Origin of the sequence: Corynebacterium sp. HMSC055D05 (assembly GCF_001810365.1) — a bacterium.
GTDB lineage: Bacteria > Actinomycetota > Actinomycetes > Mycobacteriales > Mycobacteriaceae > Corynebacterium > Corynebacterium coyleae.
Genome location: NZ_KV801032.1, coordinates 26,598 through 48,270, shown reverse-complemented (window position 1 = coordinate 48,270; position 21,673 = coordinate 26,598). Strand labels below are relative to the sequence as shown.

The following is a 21,673-nucleotide window of genomic DNA, read 5'->3' as shown; positions in this document are numbered from 1 at the left end:
TTCCGGATCAGACCCGCCGTGCGAGATCAGGGTAATGTACGACCCCTCCGTCACCGTCGACCTCCAACTCGACGTCGACTCCCCGTGTTCCGCTTTCGTATCGGACAGTTTCAGCATCGACGGAGCTGTAGTACTGGTCTGATGCGATCACCTGGAGGGACGGTATATCAATCCAAGCCCTGATTGCGCCCCACGCCAACCCGAGGACCTTCTCGGCCGTCCACGTCAACCCCGAGCTCTGCCAGCACGCCGACGACGAGCACATTCCCAGCACCGGTCGATGTGCCAGAAGACATTGGGTTCGGCGATACGCGACGCTAGGAGATCGTGAACCCAGACGCCGGCGCTTCCGTATCAACGGGGGCGCCGTTGTCATCGACGTACCACTTCATTTCCAGCTCGAGTTCGCGCTCGATGCCGCGACGCTTTTGTGCGTCGGTGACCTCCATCGTGGTGCGGAACGTACCTGGCAGTTCCATCGCTAGGGCGGATTCTCCGGCATCAAGTGTGATGTCGCCGGCCCGGATGCGGGTGGCGAGGGATTCAAACAGGTCGGCCAGCTGGTCGCGGCTGAAGTCGGTCTTGCTCTTGAGTAGCTTCCGGCTCTTGCGGGAAGTATTCGCGTTTTGTGTCATTGTGACCCCATCCTTTCTCACCCAGCCCGATCGAACTTTACGGGCAACCGCCACCAGTATAGCGAATAAAAAAGGCGCGAACTGGGAAAATGGTGGTTAGTAGGGGTCGTCGCCACGCCGTGGCAGCACAACAGTGGGGTACTTGCGCACGTATCCCACCGCGATGATCGCCAAAGCGGCCACTGCGCCGAGCATGGTTTCTGCGGTGCGGGCGAGCAGCATCGGGCCGACTGGGGCGGCGTCGACAGCTTGCACCATGAGCAGCGCTGTTGGGGTGATGAAGCTGGCGGCGATGGTGTAGTTGCGGGTCACGTACATCTCGGTCAGGTACTGCAGTACGACGATCCAGACCACAATCTGCCAGCCCTGCGGATGGTGCGACAGTAGGAAGCCGGTCACAGCGATGCCGGTCAGGGTGCCAAGAACGCGCTCGATGGCACGGAAGTACTGCACCTTAAACCGGGAGTTCACCAGGGGAGCGGCGGCAGCGACCATGGCCCAGTAGGAGTGGGAGAGGGGGTCGACAAGCGTCACTGAGATCAGTCCCAAGGTGCCGGCGAGCAGCGGGGCGAAGAAGAACCGGTTCGCCTCAACCGCAAGGCGGCGGCGCGGCACGCGGCCTGCGTCGGGGGCCCGGGTGGGGGTTTCGCTTTCCTTCGCGTCGCCACCCGGCCCTTCGCCGATGAGGTGGGAGAACAAACCTAAAACAAGGCACACCAGCGCCGCGCCGCCCGCGATGGCAAAGGCGAGCAGCGGATGGACCGGGTTGCTTAAGGAACCGACGGCAGCGACGGCAAAAATCACAAACACGGAGCCAGTCGGCTTCATGTCGGTGGCCAGCGCGATCGTCGCCCACACAGACGAGGCAATAGAGGTGACAATCAGCAGGATCCAGGGGCTGACATCAAACCACGCGATGGTGGCGCCGAGGGTGACCATCAAGGTCAGTGCGGTGCCGGCAAGCATGTGGTGCTTCAGACGGACCTCGCGGGTGGCATGGCGGCCGTACACGCCGGTAAAAGCGCCGAAGTTCGCGTAGATGGCAAGGTCGAGCCGTCCGAGCGCCAGCAGGGTAAACATGGGGATGGCCACGCCGAGCGCGGTGCGGAAGGCGGGGATGTGGTCGCGTCGTGCAGGTCCCATCGTGAATAGTGGGCTGAAATGACGCAACCGGGGCCTCCTCAATATCGAACTTTTCTCATGCTGCCCTGCTAGGGCACTCGAAATACTCTAATGGTCACTTCAAAATGTTTCAGAAGAGGGCCGTTAAGGTGTGCGCATATGACTACAACCAACGAGATCAGGGTCGCGGAGGTAGCGGACGCGGGGGTCGTCGCAAAGCTATTGCGCGATTTCAACACAGAGTTTGATACCCCGGTTCCCGAAGGCCTTGAGGAGCGGTTTGCGCAGATCATCGCACACGACGACGCCTTCGTTCTCCTCGCCGGCGATATTGGTTTCGCCTACGTCACCCTGCGCCCGAGCCCGTATTACGACGGGCCGGTGGCGATGCTCGACGAGCTCTACGTCGCACCTGCCCACCGCAATCGCGGGGTCGGCACGGCGCTGCTGCAGCGGGTCTTCGAGGAGATCCGCAAGCACAGCGCCGGCGAATTACAAATCAACGTCGACGAGGTAGACACCGATGCGCGCCGCTTTTACGAGCGCCACGGCCTGACCAACATCGAGCAAGGCTCCCGCATGCTGCTCTACATCCGGGAGCTTTAGGCCGGAAGCGATAGCTTTGCGACGAGCCCACCACCGGCCCGCGGCGCAAGCACCAGGGATCCGCCATGGGCGTTCGCGATCGCATCGACGAGTGCCAGCCCGAGCCCGTGGCCGGCACCTGCGGTGCGTTCGGCGCGCGCGAATGGTTCGGTCCAGGTTGCAACCTCGGCCGCGGAGTAGGTCTCGCCGCCGGATTCCACGGTGACCTCAGCGAAGTTGCCCACCTTGCGCAGGGTGAGCGCGGGGTTGTTGCCGTGGGTGAGTGCGTTGCGCACCAGGTTGTCCACCGCCTGGCGGGTCAGGGTGGGGGAGGCGTCCACGGTCACGGGCACGGCGTCGGCGGGGACGTTGCGGTCGGCGCACACCTCGCGGCACAGTTCTGCCAGGTCGAGGCGCTGCCGGTCGCGCACGTCCACGTTGGCCAGCTGGAGTAGGGCGGCGACGGTGTCGGCGCTGCGGGCGTTGACCTCGCGCACGCGGGTTAGCGTGGGACGCAGCCCGCCGTCGTCGCCGGTCAGGGCCACGTCTGCCATGGTCTGGATGGTTGCGATCGGAGTCTTCAACTCATGGGAGGCGTTGGAGGCGAACCGGCGCTGGCGCTCCACTGCGCCCGCCAATTCGTCGAGCATGACGTTGAGCGCGTCTGCGAGTTCGCCGACCTCGTCGTCGGGACCATGGTGGGTGATGCGGGCGGAGAGGTCGCCGCGGGTGACGGTGGCGGCGTCGTCGGCAATGTCGCGAAGAGGTTTGATCACCAGGCCTGCCACGAACCAGCCGATCACGCCCGCAAGCAGGGTCAACAGGGCAAGTACCGACAGGGAGGCGAGCAGGACGCGGCGCAGGATCTCGCTGGTGATCGGCACGGCACCGTCGATGATGACGCCGTCCTCCACCGTGGGGAAGGTGGCCGTTACCGGCACCGGGGTGAGCTTCAGGTAGGCATACACCAGCCCGATCAGAGCCAACCCCATCCCAAGCACCGTGGCCACGAACATCACCGTGATGCGGGCCCGCAAACTCAGCCTCATCGTTCCTCCTCCGCCACGTAGTAGCCGGCGCCGGCCACGGTGTGCACGATGCGCGGCTCGCCCAGCTTCTTGCGCAGGTGCGACACCGTCACGCGCGGGGAGTTGGTGAACGGGTCCGCGTTTTCGTCCCACGCCTCCGCGAGCAGGTCCTCGGCAGAGATCACCCCGCCGTCGGCTTCCATGAGCACCTCGAGCACCGCGAACTCCTTCGGGCTCAGTGGCACCGTCTCGCCACCACGGGTGACCTCGCGCCGAAAGGTGTCTAGGCGCACATCCCCGCAGCGATACACCTCGCCGCGCGCCGGGGCGTTGCGCTTCGCCAACGCATTAACCCGCGCGATCAGCTCCGGGACCTCGAACGGCTTGGGCAGATAGTCGTCCGCGCCGAGCCCGAAGCCTTCCAGCCTGTCGTCCAGGGACCCGGATGCGGTCAGCATGATCACCCGGGTCGCGGGATGCGTATCGACGACCCACCTGCACACCTCATCACCATGCAACCCCGGCAGGTCCCGGTCGAGGACGACGACGTCGGGGCGGGTGTCGTCGATACGCGAACGCGCCTCTACACCGTCATACACGGCGGTGGCCTGCATATTCGCGTTGTTGAGTGCGGTGGCGATGGCGTCGGCGAGATAGGCTTCGTCGTCGACCACAAGTACCCGAATTGTCATGGCCCCGATCGTATCGGCGGGGGTGTTGCGTCCACGTTAACGTCACCGCAACATCTGGTTGCGTAACTTCCACAGCCATGCAGACCCGAAACGTAGGAATCGACACCGCCCGCGCGGTGGCACTCGTCGCCATGATGGTCGCGCACCTCACCGTCCAAGACGGCATCACCGCACAGGTGCTGTTCGGCTTCCCGGCCGCACTGTTCGCCTTCATCGCCGGTGTCTCAATGGGGTACATGCGCGCCCAGCCCGCCGAGTTCATCGTGCGCGGCATCCTTCTGATCGCCCTGCACTTCGCGCTCGCCCCATTTTCGGGGTCGATCGTGGTGGTGCTCGGCACCATCGGGGTCTGCATGGCGCTGCTCGCCTGGGCGCCACGCTGGGACACACCACTGTTGCTGTGGCTCGCGTGCGCCCTCACTTTTGGCTCGGCGGTGCTCGCGCCGTCGTCCTGGCCGTACCCGCCCATGATGTGGGCCACGCTCATGATCGCCGGCATCCTGTTCAAACGCCACATGCCGTTGTGGCCCGGCCTCGTGGTCGGCGGGGCGCTGTTCGCCCTGGATGTGGCGCTGCGCTGGACCACACCGTTGCCACCGCTTCTCGACGCCACCGGACACACCGGCGGGCTCATAGACGTTGTGGGCAGCGTGGGGGCGTCGATAAGCATCTGCTCCCTGTGCTGCCTGGCGCAACGGTGGCTCGGATGGCTCGCGCCGCTGGGGCGGATGCCGCTGACCCTGTACTGCATCCACGTGCTCACCTCCGAATGGCTCAACGTGTGGGTGACCGTGGGCGGCGCCATCGTGATCGCTTACGTATGGCTCGCGATATTTAAGCGCGGGCCGCTTGAAACTGTAATTCGCCGCATCACCGCGGTAGTGAAGGAGAACAATCGTGAAAAAGCTCGCAGCTAGCCTCGCCGTCGCAGGCGCCCTCGTCGCCCAACCCGCATGGGCGATGGAAAGCACCACCTTCGCCGGCGACACCGACGAAGCTAAGCCCGTAGTCTCCGTGCGTGTCGACGACTCCGACCCCGACGACGGCGTCTGCACCGGCACCGCCATCGACCCCCACTGGGTAATCCCCGCCCGCCACTGCGTCGAGGCCGCCGCCAAGCCGGGCGGCTCGGTGCGCACCGGCCAGGGAGACGACCAGCGCGTCTACAAAGTCGACCGCCACGAGGTCGCCCCGCGCGGCGACATCGCCCTGCTCCACACCGAAGAGGAAATGCAGCTAGACACGTTCGCCGAGGTTGCCGACGAGGTCCCCGCCGGCGCTGTGAACATCTACGGCTGGTCCTCCGACGGCTCGGGAGGCTCCACCGAGCTGCCCTCCGCCGAGGCCGAGGTCCGCGGCGATTCCCCGCTCGCCCTTTTCGACGCCCCAACCGCCCTCGAGGTCGCCCTCAAGAACGGCGCCCGCATCCAGCCGGGCGACTCCGGCGGCGCCATCTTCGCCGACGGCAAGGTTGCTGGCGTCATGTCGGCCGGTCTGTTCGAGGATCCCGAGAACCCGACCGAGGAGGAAATGACCTCCAACGCCGCCGTCGCGGTGGCGCCGGTCGCTGAGCAGGCCGAGTGGATCCGCAGCGTTGTTGGTGGTGAGGCGGCAGACTCTTCCGCGACCGCCTCTCCGGAATCGCAGGCTGAGCCATCGGCGTCCTGGCGTAACGTTGCCATCGGCCTGGGCGTTTTGGCCCTCGTGGTTGCTGGCTTCCTGGTGCTGCTGCGTCGCCGTTCTAACTAATCGCACTCGCTAGCCACTCTCGCTAGAGCACAGGGTTAAAACTCGAGGTGCGCTACTCGGTTTCTTGTGCCGGGTAGCGCACCTTTTTGTCGTCGCCGACGGTGGCGCCGTCGTTGAGCTTTGCGGGGGTCAGGGTGGGGCCATGCTGGGTCATGCCCATGATGTGCTGCACGTCGTCGCCGTGGGCGAGGAGGTGGTCGGCGATGATGCGGCGATGGCAGCGCCACCACACTGCTTCCGAGCACATGATCGCCGTTGGGGTTTCCGCGGCCTGGTCTCTGAGTTCTGCGAGGGCTTGCACGAACTCGCTACCAAGCGCGTGGTCCGCGTAATTGTGGAAGCTGCGGTTGCGCCAGTTTCCGTTGACCTCAAAGGGGATGGTCTTGGAGACGTTGCGCCGCCCGGTTAGGCCTTCGTTTCGGGAGTAGGCGATGCCGTGCTCGGGTAGGTGTGTGGCGAGGTGGTCGTCGTTGAACCAGGGGTACTTCCTGGAGCCGGGGAGTTTGCGCACGTCCACAATGGCGCGCACGCCGGAAGCCTCGAGCATGCCAGTGAACTGGTCAAACTCGAGGTTGGAATGGCCGACGGTGAAAATACGCATGCCTTCGAGGGTAGGCACCGTTAGGCACCTTTGGGCATCGGTGGGCTACCAGGTGGGGGGCCCGGTGGGTAAAAGGCAGGGTCGAGTGTCCCGGTCCGGGCGCAGTCGCATCTTCCTTTGGCTGCGTAAATTCTGCTGACTGCGGAGTGTTTCGCGGGTACTGATTGGTTGTATTTCAGCGGGTCAAAGGGGTGTTTTCGGTACCCGGCTTTGCCTGTTTGGGGGTCGTAATCCATGTACCCCTTGTTCAAGGAGCCGTCTCTGTTGTCGTTGTTGCACCTGTGGTGTTCGCGGCACAGGCCGGTGAGGTTCTCGATGTCGGTGTTGCCGCCCTTGATCCAGGCAAGGATGTGGTGGGCTTCGCACTCCGTCATTGGGGTCGTGCAGCCCAGCCAGGAGCACACGCCTTGGATGGCGAACATTGCGATGCGCTGTTCGACCGAGGCGAGTCGTGTGGTCCGGCCCATCCACAGCGGCACTGAGGTGACGCCGTCGACTTGGAGGAGGAAGTCGGTGGTTCCGTCCATGCCAAGGCGGATGAGGTCGAAGCAGTCGACTTCGATGCCGGTGTTGGTGTCGTAGAGCATGGAGGCGTCGCCGTCGGCAAGGTCGTCGAGCGTCATCGAGATCACTACCGAAGCCGCCCCGCCGTTCTTCTTCTGGCAGTCCTGTTCGTACTGCTGGAAGATAGCGAAGAACTGGTCGAAGCGCCGCTGTTGTGGGGTGCGGGAATCGACCTCGTTGTGTTGGTCGGCGGGCAGGTTGGAGTTCGGCGCGAGACCTTTGTCCGCGTGCGCCTTGATCAATGCGGCGGCGCCGGCGGTGGCGTTGATGAGGATGTCCACGGTGCCATCTGCTTTACGACGACCAAACGACAAACCTCGGTTTTCATACCCCGCATTCGGGTTCGAGTGGGGAGCGTGCTTCCGGTTCGCTTCGGCCACGGCGCGGCGGACGAACTGGCGGAGGTCTTCCGGGCTGCGCAGGAGCGCTTCGGCCATGGCGTCGGCGTAGATGCGGGTGCGCTCGCCGGCGGCGGCCTTGAGAAGCTTGTCCAGTTCGCGCCGGATGATGTCTTGCTTTTCGGCGCTGACTTGGGAGGAGTTCTTGCGAGCGTCGTCTTGCTGCTGCTTCTGACGGTCCTGTTCCCGCTGCTGCTCTTGCTGCTCCTGCTGCTCCTGACGGTCCTCGTCCGCGGCACCAAAAAGGTCGTCATCCTGTTCTTCCTCAACAGGGGGAGCAGCAGGCTCCGGCGGTGGGCCAAACAGCAAACGACCGCGCTCGAGGCGGTTGTAGGCTTCGCCCTTCGACAGGTCGAGGTATTGCTGGAGGTACGCGTTGGGGTAGTTGGCGCCGACGATGCGGCCGGCGTCGTCGCGTTCGGCAATAAATGCGAACGCGGCGTCGATGGTTGCCTTCTTCTTAAATTGTTCTTCCAGGCGTTCCATGTCGCGGCGGATGTCGTCGAACGCGAGGGTGGAGGGGTCGTCGAAAAGCGTGCTCAATGTGCGAAGCGCAGCGGAAATATCGTTGACGCATTGGGTGATTTCGCTGGTCATGGCCCCTCCTTTCGTGAGTTGCCATAAACCTATCAACCCCTCAAGACATCACCCCGCCATGTTCGAACATAGATTCGAACGTTTAAAGAATCTCCACCTTCTCGTAGCGCCCAACGCGAAGCGCACCCACTGGCATTCCAGCGTCGGTCTGGAAGTGCATGTACTGCGGCGCAACGGTCAACCGCACGCGTTGTCCAACGACCTTCTCCCACTCGACGTTTTGGAGGTACTGGTGGCCACGGGCGCCGATTTCCCGACGCCCCAGGCTCACGGAATCCGTGGACTTTGTGTACACGGATCCGGCGTGCTGGTAATCCGTGAACTCCTGGGGAGAATCCAGCTCAAGCAGGAAGTATTCGCTCGAGGGGTCCTCGCCGTTTGGCATGCCTTCGGGTTGCAGCTCGGCACCAGTTTTCATCACCACAGTGCCCTCGATAACAACGTCCTCGCCGCCAACGCTCTCGACAGTGCTTTCCTCCAGGTGAACGGTGAGTTCGCCAGCGTCAAGCGGTGCTCGGTCTTCGAGTGTCATCCAGTCAATGACCAGGTGTAGCGGTGACGGATTCATGGCGTAGAAATCAGAGGATTCCTGCGATGCAACCAACGAAGAGCCCTCCAGATCTACCCAGGTACTTTGGCCCTTGCCCGTGCCCGAAGAGTGCGTGGTCTGGTACAAGCCATGCCCGAGCTGCGAGGCATAGAGACCAGCCCGGAAGCCGCCGGCGCCAGCAGCGCCGTATACGAGTGATTGGTTAGCAACTTCCAGCGACCCGCCATCGGTCGTGAACACCAACACACTGGCATAACGGTCCGAGTACATGTTGTCGCCCCACTGGCTGAGCAGCAGTTCCGGGTTGCCGCCACCGTTGGCTTCGACGAGCGCGTAGTTGTAATTGCCGTTCAGCGTGAAATCGAGCTCGCCATCCGTGGCCAGCGGAACGTCGAAATTCTGCTCGCCTGGCGCGTCAAGGACTGTCGCGTACAGCTCGCGCCAATTGCTTGTCGACGACCCCTTCTCACCATCCGGCTCATCTTCCCCTTCGATCTCCGAGCCGTCAGGGTTGACCCACTTCACGGAGGTCTCGACCACGGTCTCCCGTGAATCCCCACCCGCGCAGGCGGAGACGAACGCAACGGAACTGGCAGCAACAAGCGCAAGGGCGCGACGCAATATCATGCGTCAACTCTAACCGCCGTGAACAGGAAATATCCGGCTATTTCCCAAGTTCTTTGCGGCGTTCGTACGCGAGCTTGAGGCGCTTCGCGCGTTCCTTCTTGTCCTTTTGTAGCAGCTCTTCGAGGACTTCATCCTCTTCTTCAGAGATGTTGAACACGGGGAACCAGGTGATCATCAGAACACCAGTTATCGGCCAGACTGCCCACGCGTAATCCCAGTCGAAGCCAATTTGGAGGATGAAGTATGTGAGGGCTCCGAGGACACCGGTTGCGACCATGGCGGCATCCATCTTCTTTTTCGCCGCGAGTTTTTGCTCCAGTTCGATCTCAGAAACGGACGGCTTTGCGGGGGCTGCAGGTTGGTCTGGGAGATCGTCGAAAAGCGTTGCAAGCTCGTCGCGTGTGCGGGCGACTGCGGCTTGAGCTGTGCGTTCATCGAACTCGCTGACCTCCAGGTAGCCGTCCGCAAACAGCGTGCCTAGGCGGTCGAGTGCTTCCGAGCGCTCAGCGTCGCCTACGCGAATCTCGTCCATGTTTGCCTCCAATTTGTGCTTGCCCCTGCGGCAACCTGTTCAATCACATGCATGACAGAGGATAACGAGTACACGATCGGCGAAGCAGCACAGGCGCTTGGTGTATCCACGAAAGCCCTACGCCACTGGGAAACCCTCGGGCTCATCGAACCGGAGCGCACGTGGGCGGACCACCGCATCTACACCGACGCGGACCTCGAGCGAGGTGCAGCTATCGCACTCTACCGCGGCGTGGGCGTGCCACTCGCGGAGATTGCATCGCTTCTCAGCGCCTCCCCGCACACCCTCGCAAACGCCCTCAAACACCACAAACAGGCACTTGCTTCTCGACGAGACGCCCTCGAGGAACAACTCGCCTCTGTCGAACAACTCATCAACGAATCAACACAAGGAGCGATCAACATGGACGCAATGAAGAAGTACCTCGGCGAGAACATGCCCGCCTACCAGGAGGAAGCACAGCAGCGCTGGGGCGATACGCCCGAGTGGGCGCAGTCCCAGGAGAAGCTGGCGCAGATGGGGGACGGCGACTTCAAGCGCCTCCAGGAAGAGCAGGACGCGCTGGCTAAGGACCTAGTCGCGGCCCGCGATGCCGGCGTCGCGCCGGGTTCGACGGAAGCCGAGGCGTTAGTGGAACGCCACCGCGCGAGCATCGGCCAGTGGTACGACGTCACCCCGGCGCGCCAGCTCATCCTGGCCCGCATGTACGTCGGCGACGACCGCTTCCACGCCGCCTACGATGGCGCGCAGGATTACCTGCTCGAACTGATCACCGCGCACGCCAAGAACGCAGGCGTGGATGTGGACAACCCGCAGTGGGGGTAATCCGTATCTTCAACTCCCATGATTGCCCCGGACCTGCCCTGGATCTGTGCTGGCACCTACACCGGGCAAATGACAGGAACGTTGCCGTCGTGGAGAACTTTGGCGCGGATGCCGTAGACCTGCTCCAACAGTTCGGGTGTGAACGCATCGTTGGGGGAGTCGTGGGTGATCGTCTTGCCGCCTTTCATAACGAGTAGCTCGTCGCAGTAGCGGGCAGCGAGGTTGAGGTCATGGATGGCGACGATTGCCAGCTTGTCGGTGCCTGCGATGACCTCTCGGACCAGCTGGAGGACGTCGACTTGGTGGCGGAGGTCGAGGGCGGAGGTGGGCTCGTCGAGAAGCAAGATGCGAGGCTCGCGTACCAACATCTGTGCGATGCCGACGAGTTGTCGCTGGCCGCCTGACATGGCGGACATCATGCGGTCTGCAAGCGCTGTGATTCCGAGCCGGCTCATGATGCGTGCTGTGGCTTCGACGGGATTTTCGGTGGAGCCACCGCCGCGCCGGGCTGCGATCACGATGGACTCGAACGCGGTGAGCGAGGCTCCAGTGAGCAGATCCTGTGGTACATAGCCGACGACGTGAGGGCGGTTAGCGTCGGAGACAGTCGCACCGTCGAGAGTGATTGTGCAGGTGCCGGACGTTGGCGTTTTAATGCCTGCCAGGGTTTTGATCAGCGTTGATTTTCCGGCGGCGTTTGGGCCGAGCAGGCCGATTACGTTGCCTTCAGTTAGCGGGCCGAACGACATGGAGTCGAGGATGGTGCTGCGCCCGTATTTCACTGTCAGGTCGTCTACTTGGACTGCCATGGTTTCAGCCTTTCCGCCGGTTGCGGGTGAAAATGAGGAAGATGAAGAATGGCACGCCGACGAGCGCCGTGATGATGCCGATCGGGATCGCCACGCCCGGGATAATGGAAAGGGATACGGCGTAAGCGACGCTGAGCAGCATTGCCCCAGCTGCAGCTGAGGCGGGTAGGAAGAACTTTTGGTCTTCGCCGACCAGCATCCTGGCCACGTGCGGGCCGACGAGACCGATAAAACCGATGATGCCGGTGAACGCCACCGAGGCTGCTGCGAGCACTGAAGCGACGAGCAGGGTGGTGATGCGGAGCCGGGCGACATTGATACCGAGGGCGGCGGCTCGGTCGTCGCCAAGCCGAAGCGCTGTAAGCCGCCATGAATTGGCAACGCAAAACGGGATGGCGACTGCAATAACCACGGCAAGAATGGACGTGGTGGTCCAGTTCGCGCGTTGCAGCGAGCCCATTGTCCAGAACACAATCTGTTGGAGCGCTTCGGTGTTCGCGCCGTATTGCAACAGCGAAAGTAGCGCCTGGAAGAGGAACGATAGGGCGATGCCGAGCAGGATCATCGACTCGGCGTTCGCACCTTTCCACACTGCGGCCGCAGCAACGATGGCGACTGCGACAAGTGCCGACAATGCTGCGGTGAACGCCAAGTTGAGTTGAGCGTTCGGCAACACCACCCAACCGATGACGATGGACATTGCCGCGCCGAAGGCTGCCGCTGCGGAGATACCGAGGGTGAACGGTTCCGCTAGCGGGTTGTCCAGGATTGTCTGCATCTGCGCGCCTGCGAGCGACAGTGCTACGCCGACGAGGACTGCCATGATCGCAGCCGGAAGGCGTAGGGTGCGGATGACGGTGCGCGTTTGCTCGTCGACAAGTTCAGGGCGGAAAACCGCATTCCAAACCTGGCCGAGCGAAATGTCCAACGGACCGACGATGACTGCGATGAGGAAGCTCACAACCGCGGCGAGGGTGAGCCCCGCAATCGCGATTGCTTTGCGACGACCCCGTTGCCGGTACGTCGCAATCGCCTCCATTGCCTCTGTCTCGTCATACATGACTGGAGGTGTTACCGCTGTAGCCATTAGGAGTTAGCGTCCGACGCGTTGACAAAGAAGGTGCCGCTGTAGTCGTACGGCAGCCATTCGTCGTGGAACTCTTCGAACTCTTTTGCCGGATCGAGGTCCTTGAACTCCTCGGGGTGCAGCCACTTCGCAATCGCTTCGAGGGCGAACACGTTGAACGGGTTGTCGTAGAACTGGTGGTAGATGGCGTAGTAGTTGCCGTTCTTCGGGGCGTCGAGCAGCTCGATGCCGGGGATCTCCAACGGACCAGAGCAGGTTTTAAGTGCTGTGTTGGCGTCGGCCTGGTAGCCGAGTTCGACATGCTGGAACTGCTCGGTCTTGTTCGGATCGCGGGCCCACTCACCACCAGTGACGATGAGCTTCTCCGGGTTGATCTCTACCAGCTTCTCTGCGGTGAGCTTTGGAGAGTCAACGCTGATGACATCAGGTCCGAGGTTATGCCCGCCTGCAGCGGTGACCAAGGTGCCCAGGTGGACATCGCCTGCGACGCTGCAGCAGTCGGTGAACCCGGCTGCAGTCCACACCAAGGTGTCGGGGCGGTCCTTGATGGTTGCGACGCGGTCTGTCACAGTGCGGACCTTAGTGTCGTAGAAGTCGTTGAACTTCGCTGCCCGATCTTCCTTGTCCAGCAGGGCGCCGAGCAGGGACATGGAAACCGTAGTATTTTCCAGTGGCTTTTGGCGGAAGTCGATGAAGGCGTACGTGATGCCGGCGGCGTCCATGTCCGCCAGGAAGCCGCTTTCTTCGGTAGCTTTCTTCTGGTCGAGCGTCATGATGACTACGTCCGGATCCTGCGCGAGCAGGTTTTCCACCGTGACGTCACCCTTTTGAATCGAGCCGATCATGGGCATGTCGATGGCTTCCGGGAACTGCTGGAAAAGCTTCTCGCGGAATGCGGGTGCGGCTTTAAACAGGTCTTGGCCGTAGGCGACGATGTTGTCGAATGGGTCATCTTGCAGAGCAGAGGTAGCAAAGACCGCGCGTCCTTCGGCGAGGACGATGCGGTCGGGGTGCTCGTCGAATTCGAGAGTGCGTCCCGCAGCGTCTGTGACGTGGACGCTACCGTCCGCCTTGCGTGTCGAGGACGCCGTGGCGGATGTCGCCGACGTTGCGGTGGTGTCTTGTGGTTGGGTCTCGCCGGAGCATGCGACGAGGCCGAGAACTGTTGCAGCGGAGACAATGGCTACCCCTGCGCGCTGGATGAGCTTCAACCCAGTACCTTTCTAAACATTGATTAGGCTTACCTTACAAGCCTCGGAGGTAAGGTAAGGCACGCCTGGCTTGGCGTCAAGTGTCCGGGGGTGAGTTAGGGGGACGCTGGGGAATCGCCTAGAGCGCCCCGTGCTCCAACACGAGGTCGGCGAAGTCCAGGTCGCCGTCGGGCATAGCGACCTCGGCCACGTACAGCAGGCTGAGTGCATAGTGGCGTGGGCAGAACAGCAACGTTTCACCCGCGTGCGCTGAGCCATGTTCGGGGCAGGGATAGGACACGAAGTACTGTGCGGTGTCGCCACACGGAGCGTTGGTCCAGTTGCACCCCTTGTGGGACCAGCCGTCGTCGCTATCTAACGGTGGCAGCGAATCGACGGTGTCGGTGGTAAAGCGTGTGCTCATCATTTACCCCCAATGGCTTCGAGTGCGGTCGCGATTGCGGCGTCGATTTCGGCGTCGGTGTGCGGGATGGAGTCGTCGGCAAGATGCCCCCACCTGCGCTGGAATCGTTCCTGGAGTTCGTGGCGTTTTGCGTACGGCCCCTGGTGCCTATTTTCGACGACCACACTTCCCCCGTTGTTATCCACCGTGATGTACAGCAGCGTGGCGTCAGGGGAGACCTTGAGCATGAAGTTCAGGTCGGGAAAGCACAGTGCCCACCAGTTGTACTCAGCCGACGGTTCGAAGGTGACGTATTCGGGCAGGTCGGAGATCCGGTACGCGGTCGCCGCACCGCACTGGGTTGGCTGGGTGCTTGCGGCGGCGTCCATGTACTGGGCGTAGACGTAGGAGGCGTAGCCCATGTCCTGGAGGATCTCGTACCACTGGTTTGGCTCGATCGAGGTGGTGTAGGGGCCTGGGGAGTATGCGTCGGGGTGGCCGGTATCGGCAATCAGACTGGCATCCCCAAGCCCGGTTTGTGTCGCATTGCCAGGCCAGGACAGCTCGCGCACCTCGACTCGCACTGGGCTGGAGGACAGAACACGGTTGAGGTAATCCTCGCAGGCCTTCGGGTCGGCGAACGCTTCCAGGCGCACCGGGGTGTAGGACACCTCGACCACGTTGTGCTCGGCGCGCTGAAGTTCGGAATCCAGATCGTCGCCGTGCCAGCGCGGATCCTGCCGGTCGGCTTCGCGCCCGCAGCCGTCGAGGTAGACGATGGCGTCGTACCACTCCAGAAGCGTTACCGGCTGCTGCGGCAGCTCGGGGATATCGGGCGTGACCACACCGTTGATGGTCACGGATTCCACAGTGTCGTCCTCGCCGAGGCGCAAGCCATACACGGCGTCGCCGCCGGTGTAGGTGCGGGCGTGGATCTGCCAGGTGTCGCCTATAAGCGAAAAGTCCCCCGGTGAAACCTTGGATAAATACGACGGAACGTAATCGGGTGCGGCGGCCAGCGCGCGCTCGAAAGGATTCATGCAGCCACAATACGCATGTAAATAGGTACGCTACTGGCGTGTCACCCGAGAATATTTTGTTGCGCATCCCGGAGGAGGAAGAACGCGCAGTTCGGCAGATCTACGCGGAGCTCGCGGAGCGGGGCTTCCCGCAGCAGCACCAACGGCCGCACATCTCGGTTACCTTCGCACCGACAATGCACCGCAACGCTATCGGGGAGGCGGCAGTCATCCTGCCGCCAGAATTGCCAGCTGCTTTACGACGAACCGGGGTCGTCGTCTTCGGCACCAAATCCAAACAAACCGTGGCCTGGCTGCTTGAAGCCCCCGAATCCCTCGACACGGCAGCCCAGCGCGTCAGCGCCGCCAACCCGGACGGTCGCGGCGCTCGCTGGATCCCGCACCTGACCATGGGACTGCGTATTCCCAAGGCCATGGTGCCGGACTACATCGCAGCGTTAGCCGAGGTCACATCCCCGCACTTCAAAGAACTCACCGCGGAATACGCCGCGCTCTACCAGCCGTCGCTGGGCACTGAGTTACGGCTCTGAAGTCCCTTGCGGTGGGTTAGTCGTGGTGGGGCGGGGTGTCGTCGATAAGCAATTGCCCCAACTTCGACGGCACGTCAGCACAACACCGCAACGGCTGATCAGACGCCGCGACCACCACGTTGCCGTACGCGCCGCCGGCGAGCACCGGCGCACTTGCCGCGACCATGGTGTGGCGAAACACCTCGCTCAAACCCGCTAATTCCGCACGCGTGCGTGCAAGACCAGCGGCATCTCCAATGTTCGCCACAAACAACCCACCTGGACACAACGCTCGATGTACTGCCCGATAAAACTCCACCGTGGTTAGTGGGCGGGGCGTGTCCGGGCCAGCGAACACATCGCGCACAATCACATCCACCGAACCTTCCAGCAACGCATGCGTAAACGCGCGCGCCTCCGCCACCTTGATCGCCACCGGCGGATCAAACGCATCGCGCACCAACCGCGCCAACTGACCATCCAGCTCCACCGCAACGTTGCTGCTCGGCCACCGATGCTGCACATAACTCGGCAACGCACACCCCGCAGCACCCAGATGCACCGCAGCAAACGGCGCGAGGGGCCGGTCCTCCACAAACCCCTGGATAAACCCCGCGATCCACCGCATGTAGTCGTACTCCAACACCTCGGGCGCGCCGGGCACCACATACGACGACGGGACGTTATTCACCTCTAACGTGTAGCCGCCGTCGCGGTCCGGATCCGCGATGATGGCCGCGTGGCCTGAAGCAATGGGGTAGGTGCCCGTGATGCGTCGCTTTGGCGCACGAGGTTTACGCCGTGGGGAGTTCATAAGGGAAATACCAGCACAGGGTCGGACCAGTTGTTACGATCGCTGCATGATCTACTTGTCGCAGGATTATATCGGTGAGCTACCCAAGCAACATATCTCGCTGGGAAAGTTTGATCCCGACAATATTCCTGCGGACCCGAACGAACTGTTTGCCACGTGGTTTAAAGAAGCCGTTGAGAACGAAGTCGGCGACCCTACTGCGGTCACCGTGGCCACGGTGGACGACAACGGTCAGCCCGATGCGCGAGTCGTCGACCTTCTGTACCTCAACTCCGACGGCTTCCACTTCGGAACCGCGACAGGAACGGCCAAGGTAGACCAGCTTGAAAAGAGCTGGGCCGCTGCGCTGAATTTCTGGTGGCAGCCCATGCGCCGGGCAGTGCGCATCCGCGGCGCTGCGTCGCGCGTTGTCGATGGTGACCGCTTTAACCTCTGGCGTGTGGAGCCGAACCACTTCGAATTTTTCAACCTTTGGGACGACCGCTCGAACTCGGATCGCGTGGCCTACGTGCTCAATGACCACGGTGACTGGGACCGCGTTCGCATCATGCCGCGCCCTTAAGCGCACCAACCTAGGCGCTGTTCCGCTACGGTCCTACCTCTCTAGGCGCTGCCCCAGGACTTGGTTTTTGCAAAGAAGCAGGCAGTCAGAGCGCCGGCGGCGATAACGAGGCACGGCAACCAAATCGACGTTGCCATCGCAGCCGCAAACGGCTCGTGCAAAAACTCCGGCAGGGGGCCGGAAACCTGCGTTGGCGATGCAGTTGGCGATGCTGGCGGTGTCTCCGCGGCGCCGCCGTTCGCACCCGCGTGTGTACCCAACCGCGAATCGAGCTGCGCGGACATTATCGCGGCAATTGCTGCCGATCCGATCACTGCACCAATCTGGCGGGTGGTGTTGTACACACTCGAACCGGCACCCGCCAACTTTGGGTCCAGGTTGCGGGTGGCAATCATGGAAAGCGGCCCCCACATCATCGAGTTGGCCACGCCGTAGATCACCGAAATGGCATACATCCAGTTCGGGTCAACCCCAGGTGTTGTGATCAGTGCGGTTGCTCCGATGCTCAGCGTCGCCAGCGTCATTCCCGCTATGGCGAACGGCTTCGGGTCGTGCGTGTTAGTGAGTCTGCCGATGTACGGCGACAACACGCCGGAGACCAAGCCGGATGGCAAGATCAGCAGCGCGGCGTGGGTAGGGGAGAGCTCGCCGACGGTTTGGATGTAGATCATCCACGGAATTACATAAGTGGATACCGCGAAGCCGACGGTGGAGATGGTGAAGGCTGCGAGGGAGAAGTTTCGGTCGTCGAAAAGTGCAAGCGGCACCAATGCGTTCGTGGATTGGCGTGACTGCCAGCGGAAGAAGAACACCATCGCAACAACGCCAACGACGAGCAGGGTCCACACGCGCCAGTCCCAACCGAACTGCTGGGCCTCCTGCACGCCGAAGACCAGGCAGAACATGCCAAGCGCACTGAGCACCACCCCGGGCCAGTCGAAGTGGCGGTTATTCTGCTCCAGCTTCGGCACAAATATCCAGGCCAGGATGAGGCCGATGATGCCGATTGGGACGTTGACGTAGAAGATCCAGGGCCACCCGGCGGCGTCAACAAGCACACCGCCCAGCAGAGGTCCGGTCACCGTGGCAAGGCCGGCAGTCGCACCCCACACACCCATCGCGCCGCCGCGCTCTTTCGGCGCGAACGTGCGGATCATCACCGACATCGTCTGCGGCGTCACCAGCGCGCCACCCAAACCTTGGAAGGCCCGGGCGGCGATGAGCGCAGCAGAACTTCCCGCCAAGCCACACGCCAGCGAAGAAACAGTAAAGATTGTCAGGCCGATCAGATAGATCGTGCGCGGCCCGAAGCGGTCCCCGAGACGCCCCGTGATCAGCAGCGGCACCGCGTAGGCGAGCAGGTAAGCACTGTTGACCCACAACACCTCGTTATATGACGCCTCCAACCCGTCAGAGATCGCCGGGATGGCTACGGAGACGATGGTGGAATCCACCAAAATCATGAAAAAGCCCAGCATCATGCTCCACAGAGCAGGCCACGGCGAGCGCTTTACAGGGACAGTCACTGCCGAGATGATACTGGGCTTTCCCAGGGGTGGCTAGAGGCCGAGCATCTGTCGAATCTGAGGCGGAAGCATATCGACGACCTGCTGCGGGATCTGGTCCTTCACATACGGGAACACCAGCATGCCAGCCGCGCCAAGTGCGGCGACGACGCCCAACACGATGCCTGTGGTGCGCAGCGCGTCGTTGTCCTCGGAGGACAGGAGCGTCTCCGGCTTGCTCTGGACCAGGTTTTCCTCGGATTGCATGTCCGGAGTGTCGGTGGCGGCGTGCTCTTCGACCTCCAGGACCTTGTCGTCCTCGATAGCCTCATCCATGTTGATGCCGAAGAAGGTGTCCAGGCCCTTCACGTTGAACTGGGTGGACATGTAGCGGTCGTTCGTGCCGGTGTTCCACTGGGAGACGACGATGTCCATGTTGTCAATCGTGGACCCAGGCACGATGTAGCCGCCGTAAGGCTGCGACCAGTTCTTGGGATTTTGCGGCCTGAGCCAGGAGCCGTGCTTGGCAATCGTCGCCACGGGCACGTTGTCCCAGTTTTGCTCAAGCGTGTCGGAGATGCGTACCTCGATGGCCAGCTTCTCCTCGTTGAACATCACGAGCACCCAGTGACCGTTGATGTAGCGCAGGTTCATCTCGCCGGCCTTGACACCGTCCGACAGAATTGGGGCAGCGACGTTGCTCCACTTCTTGTCGGCGTCGGGTTCGGAGTAGTCGTAGAGCTCCCACTTGCTGCGATCCGCAATGTCCTGCGGCTTAAAACGCGAAAGGAAAACCTTTTCCTTGCGGGTGAAGGCACTCGACATCACGTACACGTAGCCGTCCGGGCCCTTCTCCCAGGTGATCAGGTCGCCGAGGCCTCCCGGAATGTAATTCGTTGGGGTTTTGGAAATCGACTTCCAGGTCTGGCCGTTGTCGGTGGACTTCCAGATCTCCGTGTAGAGCACGTTACCGATGCCCTTGTTCCACATGCCCTGCATGTACAAGGTGCCGTCGAGGTTGATCACATCCGACGGGATAAGCGTCAGGTTGTCGGTGTGGTGGTACGACACCAGGCTTTCCACTCGGCGTCCGTTGTTCAGGGGGCGGACGATTTCAATAAAACCGTCGTCGTTCATCTTCGCCACAACACCAACCGGGCTCAACCATTCGTTCTTGGGGCCCTTGATGGATTCGCGGAAGGAGTCGCCGAAGATCATGGCAAACTCCTTGCTGTTGTTCAGCGGCGCCATCGCACCCAGGTCGCCGTCCTTAAACCCGACGTGCTTCGAATACTTGCCCAGCACATCGTCCATCACCTGCACGATTGTGCCGTCGGGCATGGTCACAGGGTCGGACGCGCGCTTCTCAGGTGGTTTCGGGAAGGTGTAGGACTCGTTCGACGGCGATGAGGGGCGCGACGAGCCGGACGAACCAGACGAGCTAGAAGAGCTCAGGCTGGACTGGGCGTGCGCGGGGGCGCATACGGAACCGGCGAGAAGCAAGCTGCCTGCGGTGGTAGCACACAGCAAAGCGTTGCGACGAGAGGAGAAACGCATGGGAGGGCCTTCTTAAACAAAGATGTCGAATTGCGTGTGAATAAGCCCTTAGAATGTAGCAAACGAAAACGGCCCCGGCAGGTGCTCGGGGCCGTGACGTTATTACTGTACGTTGCCTGTGTTTGGCTTAGACAGCGTCGTGTTCATCCGGGTCGTTATCCGCGTCCGCCTTGGTTTCGTGGCGGGTGCCCGGCTTGTGCTCTGGCGGTGCGTAAATGGAGTACAGCTTTGCCGGCTTGTCGGACTCGTTGACAAAGTTGTGCCACTTGCCGCCCGGGACGAATGCTGCCCAATCATCCTTGATCACTTCGTCGACTTCGAGGTCGTCCTCGGATGCGCCGATCATTGCGCGCAGCTCGCCTTCTTCGAGGCGCAGGAACTGGTCATGGCCGTCGTGGATCTCAGCGCCGATCTCGCCGCCCGGCGGGATGGTCATGACGGTCAGCTGCAGGAACTTGCCGGTCCACAGGGTGTCGCGGAACGCCTCGTTATCAAGCGTCGCCTTTTCAATGTCAACGACGTACGGATTCGGTCCATGGTCAGCCATGATCGCTCCTTAAACTTCGGGTTCGTTACGGTTCCCACCATAGGAGCTTTTGCTTATCGACGATGCCTTCCACCACGACGACGCTTCCGGTTCCGCCTCCTGAGCTGGACCTTCTCCACCTCGGTGAGGTAGCCCTCTGGGCGGTCGTTCTGCGCAACTCGTGTTGCGTCCGGGCGCTTCGCAGGCGCTGCAGGCGCTGCGGGCTTGTCGGGTGTTTCGGTCTCGTCGAGACGCGCGAACATCTCCGTCGGTGCGTCGAGCTCGTCTGGGCGGCCTTTGCCCTCAAGCGAGACATAGCGTGCGGTGTGCTTCGGGTGCACCGTGTCTTGGGGGTCGATCGCTGCGTCGCGCTCCACGGTGATGGCCCAGCTGCCGTCTGGAAAGTCGATCACTTGCCACGGCGTGATCTGGCGTGTCGGCGCCGCCGATAGCGGCGGGACGGTGTCGGTGCCTTCGTCCGGGCTTGCGGCATCCAGCGCCGCCATGCCGTCGAGCAGGATCGCGCGTGCCCAAAGGTTGCCGTGCTCGTAGGAGCGAACCCATTCGACGACCTCGGGCTCCGCAAGCGAGCCGAGCACCTTGCCATCCAGGGTCGCGACGGCGGTGTCGCCGAGCGCTTGCAATCCGACGAACCATTGGCCAGGGGAGCGGTGTGCTAGATCTGCCGCGTTAAATTCCCCTTCGGTGGTGTCGATGACCAACATGTCGCCGGCACGCAGGACAGAGGCAGTCTCAGGTGCGTTGTTGCGCGGAACCGCCAACTGGGGCTCGGGCAGCAACAAGTTGACCTCGAATTGGCCGATGTCGCGTTCCAACTTCACTGCCGCCAGGGCAACGGGTTTCAGGATTGAGGAGTGGACGCGCTCCACCTCGTCGAAAAGCGAACGCCACTGCGGCGAAACCTCCCCAAGCACTGGTCCAGCCAGCATGCTGTTTTGCGATGCTGCATTGTGTAGCCGCACACGCCACGACGCGTTGAGGGGGTTCGCCTCAAGCACGACGGGCACATAGGAGGTGCCTCGCTTACCAGCGAAATCCGAGAACAACGCCGCTTGGGAGACGTGATCTACGGGGATTTCAACGGCCGCACCCCATGTGGATGGAGCCAGTGGGTAAAGCTTTTGTGCCATGGGCGCATTGTAGGC

At 62.2% G+C, this 21,673-nt stretch carries 26 protein-coding genes; 6 read left to right on the top strand and 20 right to left on the bottom strand.

Annotation, left to right across the window (positions count from 1 at the left end):
• Positions 1 to 7: 7 nt before the first annotated feature.
• From HMPREF2734_RS01605 to HMPREF2734_RS01595, 4 genes are all read right to left on the bottom strand, one after another.
• Entirely contained in the window at positions 8 to 151 is a 144-nt protein-coding gene (locus HMPREF2734_RS01605) for a putative glycolipid-binding domain-containing protein (protein WP_246816754.1), read from the bottom strand.
• A gap of 16 nt (positions 152 to 167) precedes the next feature.
• Positions 168 to 296, bottom strand: coding sequence for a hypothetical protein (locus HMPREF2734_RS12300; RefSeq protein WP_256375540.1), 129 nt, complete (start codon positions 294 to 296; stop codon positions 168 to 170).
• Between the two features lie 21 nt (positions 297 to 317).
• Entirely contained in the window at positions 318 to 635 is a 318-nt protein-coding gene (locus HMPREF2734_RS01600) for an amphi-Trp domain-containing protein (RefSeq protein ID WP_070568653.1), read from the bottom strand.
• A gap of 96 nt (positions 636 to 731) precedes the next feature.
• Complete coding sequence (locus tag HMPREF2734_RS01595; RefSeq protein ID WP_070568651.1) at positions 732 to 1,778, bottom strand: FUSC family protein; 1,047 nt, start codon at positions 1,776 to 1,778, stop codon at positions 732 to 734.
• A 138-nt stretch (positions 1,779 to 1,916) separates the two neighbouring features.
• Here HMPREF2734_RS01595 and aac(3)-XI point away from each other — a divergent pair, with 138 nt between their 5' ends.
• Positions 1,917 to 2,363 carry an aminoglycoside N-acetyltransferase AAC(3)-XI gene (gene aac(3)-XI / locus HMPREF2734_RS01590; RefSeq protein WP_046095284.1) on the top strand — a complete coding sequence of 149 codons (447 nt, stop codon included), beginning with the start codon at positions 1,917 to 1,919 and terminating at the stop codon, positions 2,361 to 2,363.
• Here aac(3)-XI and HMPREF2734_RS01585 read toward each other — a convergent pair.
• Both HMPREF2734_RS01585 and HMPREF2734_RS01580 read right to left on the bottom strand, forming a co-directional pair.
• Entirely contained in the window at positions 2,360 to 3,391 is a 1,032-nt protein-coding gene (locus HMPREF2734_RS01585) for a sensor histidine kinase (RefSeq protein WP_070568648.1), read from the bottom strand. The two genes, aac(3)-XI and HMPREF2734_RS01585, sit on opposite strands and share 4 nt — an antisense overlap.
• Complete coding sequence (locus tag HMPREF2734_RS01580; protein WP_208856611.1) at positions 3,388 to 4,056, bottom strand: response regulator transcription factor; 669 nt, start codon at positions 4,054 to 4,056, stop codon at positions 3,388 to 3,390. Before HMPREF2734_RS01580 ends, HMPREF2734_RS01585 begins: the two co-directional genes overlap by 4 nt.
• An 83-nt stretch (positions 4,057 to 4,139) precedes the next feature.
• On the opposite strand from HMPREF2734_RS01580, the gene HMPREF2734_RS01575 reads away from it, so the two are divergent.
• Positions 4,140 to 4,979 carry a DUF418 domain-containing protein gene (locus HMPREF2734_RS01575; protein ID WP_070568646.1) on the top strand — a complete coding sequence of 280 codons (840 nt, stop codon included), beginning with the start codon at positions 4,140 to 4,142 and terminating at the stop codon, positions 4,977 to 4,979.
• The gene (locus HMPREF2734_RS01570) at positions 4,960 to 5,811 is read left to right on the top strand and encodes a trypsin-like serine protease (protein WP_070568644.1); all 852 of its coding nucleotides are present in this window, start codon (positions 4,960 to 4,962) and stop codon (positions 5,809 to 5,811) included. The genes HMPREF2734_RS01575 and HMPREF2734_RS01570 overlap by 20 nt, the downstream gene beginning before the upstream one ends.
• 52 nt (positions 5,812 to 5,863) lie before the next feature.
• Here the strand turns inward: HMPREF2734_RS01570 and HMPREF2734_RS01565 are convergent, their stop codons facing one another.
• The 4 genes from HMPREF2734_RS01565 to HMPREF2734_RS01550 form a co-directional block, all read right to left on the bottom strand.
• Complete coding sequence (locus HMPREF2734_RS01565; protein WP_070568687.1) at positions 5,864 to 6,412, bottom strand: DUF488 domain-containing protein; 549 nt, start codon at positions 6,410 to 6,412, stop codon at positions 5,864 to 5,866.
• Positions 6,413 to 6,432: 20 nt separating this feature from the next.
• A complete protein-coding gene (locus HMPREF2734_RS01560) occupies positions 6,433 to 7,971 on the bottom strand; it encodes an HNH endonuclease signature motif containing protein (RefSeq protein WP_070568641.1) in 1,539 nt (512 codons plus the stop codon).
• 82 nt (positions 7,972 to 8,053) lie between these two features.
• Positions 8,054 to 9,148, bottom strand: coding sequence for a hypothetical protein (locus HMPREF2734_RS01555; protein ID WP_070568639.1), 1,095 nt, complete (start codon positions 9,146 to 9,148; stop codon positions 8,054 to 8,056).
• Between the two features lie 37 nt (positions 9,149 to 9,185).
• Positions 9,186 to 9,680: a DUF1707 SHOCT-like domain-containing protein gene (locus tag HMPREF2734_RS01550; RefSeq protein ID WP_070568635.1), complete on the bottom strand. Its 495-nt coding sequence runs from the start codon at positions 9,678 to 9,680 to the stop codon at positions 9,186 to 9,188.
• 51 nt (positions 9,681 to 9,731) lie between these two features.
• Here HMPREF2734_RS01550 and HMPREF2734_RS01545 point away from each other — a divergent pair, with 51 nt between their 5' ends.
• Positions 9,732 to 10,505, top strand: coding sequence for a MerR family transcriptional regulator (locus HMPREF2734_RS01545; RefSeq protein ID WP_070568633.1), 774 nt, complete (start codon positions 9,732 to 9,734; stop codon positions 10,503 to 10,505).
• Between the two features lie 56 nt (positions 10,506 to 10,561).
• On the opposite strand, the gene HMPREF2734_RS01540 is transcribed toward HMPREF2734_RS01545, so the two are convergent.
• The 5 genes from HMPREF2734_RS01540 to HMPREF2734_RS01520 form a co-directional block, all read right to left on the bottom strand.
• Positions 10,562 to 11,314 carry an ABC transporter ATP-binding protein gene (locus tag HMPREF2734_RS01540; RefSeq protein ID WP_070452660.1) on the bottom strand — a complete coding sequence of 251 codons (753 nt, stop codon included), beginning with the start codon at positions 11,312 to 11,314 and terminating at the stop codon, positions 10,562 to 10,564.
• A 4-nt stretch (positions 11,315 to 11,318) separates the two neighbouring features.
• On the bottom strand, positions 11,319 to 12,374 hold the full coding sequence (locus HMPREF2734_RS01535; protein ID WP_168156424.1) for a FecCD family ABC transporter permease: 1,056 nt from the start codon (positions 12,372 to 12,374) through the stop codon (positions 11,319 to 11,321).
• Positions 12,375 to 12,400: 26 nt separating this feature from the next.
• Positions 12,401 to 13,612 (bottom strand): ABC transporter substrate-binding protein, encoded by a 1,212-nt coding sequence (locus HMPREF2734_RS01530; RefSeq protein ID WP_070484437.1) that lies wholly within the window; start codon positions 13,610 to 13,612, stop codon positions 12,401 to 12,403.
• 118 nt (positions 13,613 to 13,730) lie between these two features.
• Positions 13,731 to 14,018 (bottom strand): hypothetical protein, encoded by a 288-nt coding sequence (locus tag HMPREF2734_RS01525; RefSeq protein ID WP_141750396.1) that lies wholly within the window; start codon positions 14,016 to 14,018, stop codon positions 13,731 to 13,733.
• Positions 14,015 to 15,034 carry a hypothetical protein gene (locus HMPREF2734_RS01520; protein ID WP_070568628.1) on the bottom strand — a complete coding sequence of 340 codons (1,020 nt, stop codon included), beginning with the start codon at positions 15,032 to 15,034 and terminating at the stop codon, positions 14,015 to 14,017. Before HMPREF2734_RS01520 ends, HMPREF2734_RS01525 begins: the two co-directional genes overlap by 4 nt.
• Positions 15,035 to 15,072: 38 nt before the next feature.
• Here HMPREF2734_RS01520 and HMPREF2734_RS01515 point away from each other — a divergent pair, with 38 nt between their 5' ends.
• On the top strand, positions 15,073 to 15,564 hold the full coding sequence (locus tag HMPREF2734_RS01515) for a 2'-5' RNA ligase (RefSeq protein ID WP_070421633.1): 492 nt from the start codon (positions 15,073 to 15,075) through the stop codon (positions 15,562 to 15,564).
• Between the two features lie 16 nt (positions 15,565 to 15,580).
• Here the strand turns inward: HMPREF2734_RS01515 and HMPREF2734_RS01510 are convergent, their stop codons facing one another.
• Positions 15,581 to 16,357, bottom strand: coding sequence for a spermidine synthase (locus HMPREF2734_RS01510; protein WP_070452673.1), 777 nt, complete (start codon positions 16,355 to 16,357; stop codon positions 15,581 to 15,583).
• Positions 16,358 to 16,403: 46 nt separating this feature from the next.
• Between HMPREF2734_RS01510 and HMPREF2734_RS01505 the strand changes: the two genes are divergently transcribed.
• Positions 16,404 to 16,919: a pyridoxamine 5'-phosphate oxidase family protein gene (locus HMPREF2734_RS01505; protein WP_070452676.1), complete on the top strand. Its 516-nt coding sequence runs from the start codon at positions 16,404 to 16,406 to the stop codon at positions 16,917 to 16,919.
• Between the two features lie 41 nt (positions 16,920 to 16,960).
• On the opposite strand, the gene HMPREF2734_RS01500 is transcribed toward HMPREF2734_RS01505, so the two are convergent.
• From HMPREF2734_RS01500 to HMPREF2734_RS01485, 4 genes are all read right to left on the bottom strand, one after another.
• Entirely contained in the window at positions 16,961 to 18,445 is a 1,485-nt protein-coding gene (locus HMPREF2734_RS01500) for a DHA2 family efflux MFS transporter permease subunit (protein ID WP_246816753.1), read from the bottom strand.
• A gap of 33 nt (positions 18,446 to 18,478) precedes the next feature.
• Positions 18,479 to 19,981: a DUF4185 domain-containing protein gene (locus HMPREF2734_RS01495; protein ID WP_070568623.1), complete on the bottom strand. Its 1,503-nt coding sequence runs from the start codon at positions 19,979 to 19,981 to the stop codon at positions 18,479 to 18,481.
• A gap of 127 nt (positions 19,982 to 20,108) precedes the next feature.
• Positions 20,109 to 20,528, bottom strand: a complete 420-nt coding sequence (locus HMPREF2734_RS01490) for a cupin domain-containing protein (RefSeq protein ID WP_070421628.1) — start codon at positions 20,526 to 20,528, stop codon at positions 20,109 to 20,111.
• Positions 20,529 to 20,581: 53 nt separating this feature from the next.
• Positions 20,582 to 21,658: a hypothetical protein gene (locus tag HMPREF2734_RS01485; protein WP_070568620.1), complete on the bottom strand. Its 1,077-nt coding sequence runs from the start codon at positions 21,656 to 21,658 to the stop codon at positions 20,582 to 20,584.
• Positions 21,659 to 21,673: the final 15 nt, after the last annotated feature.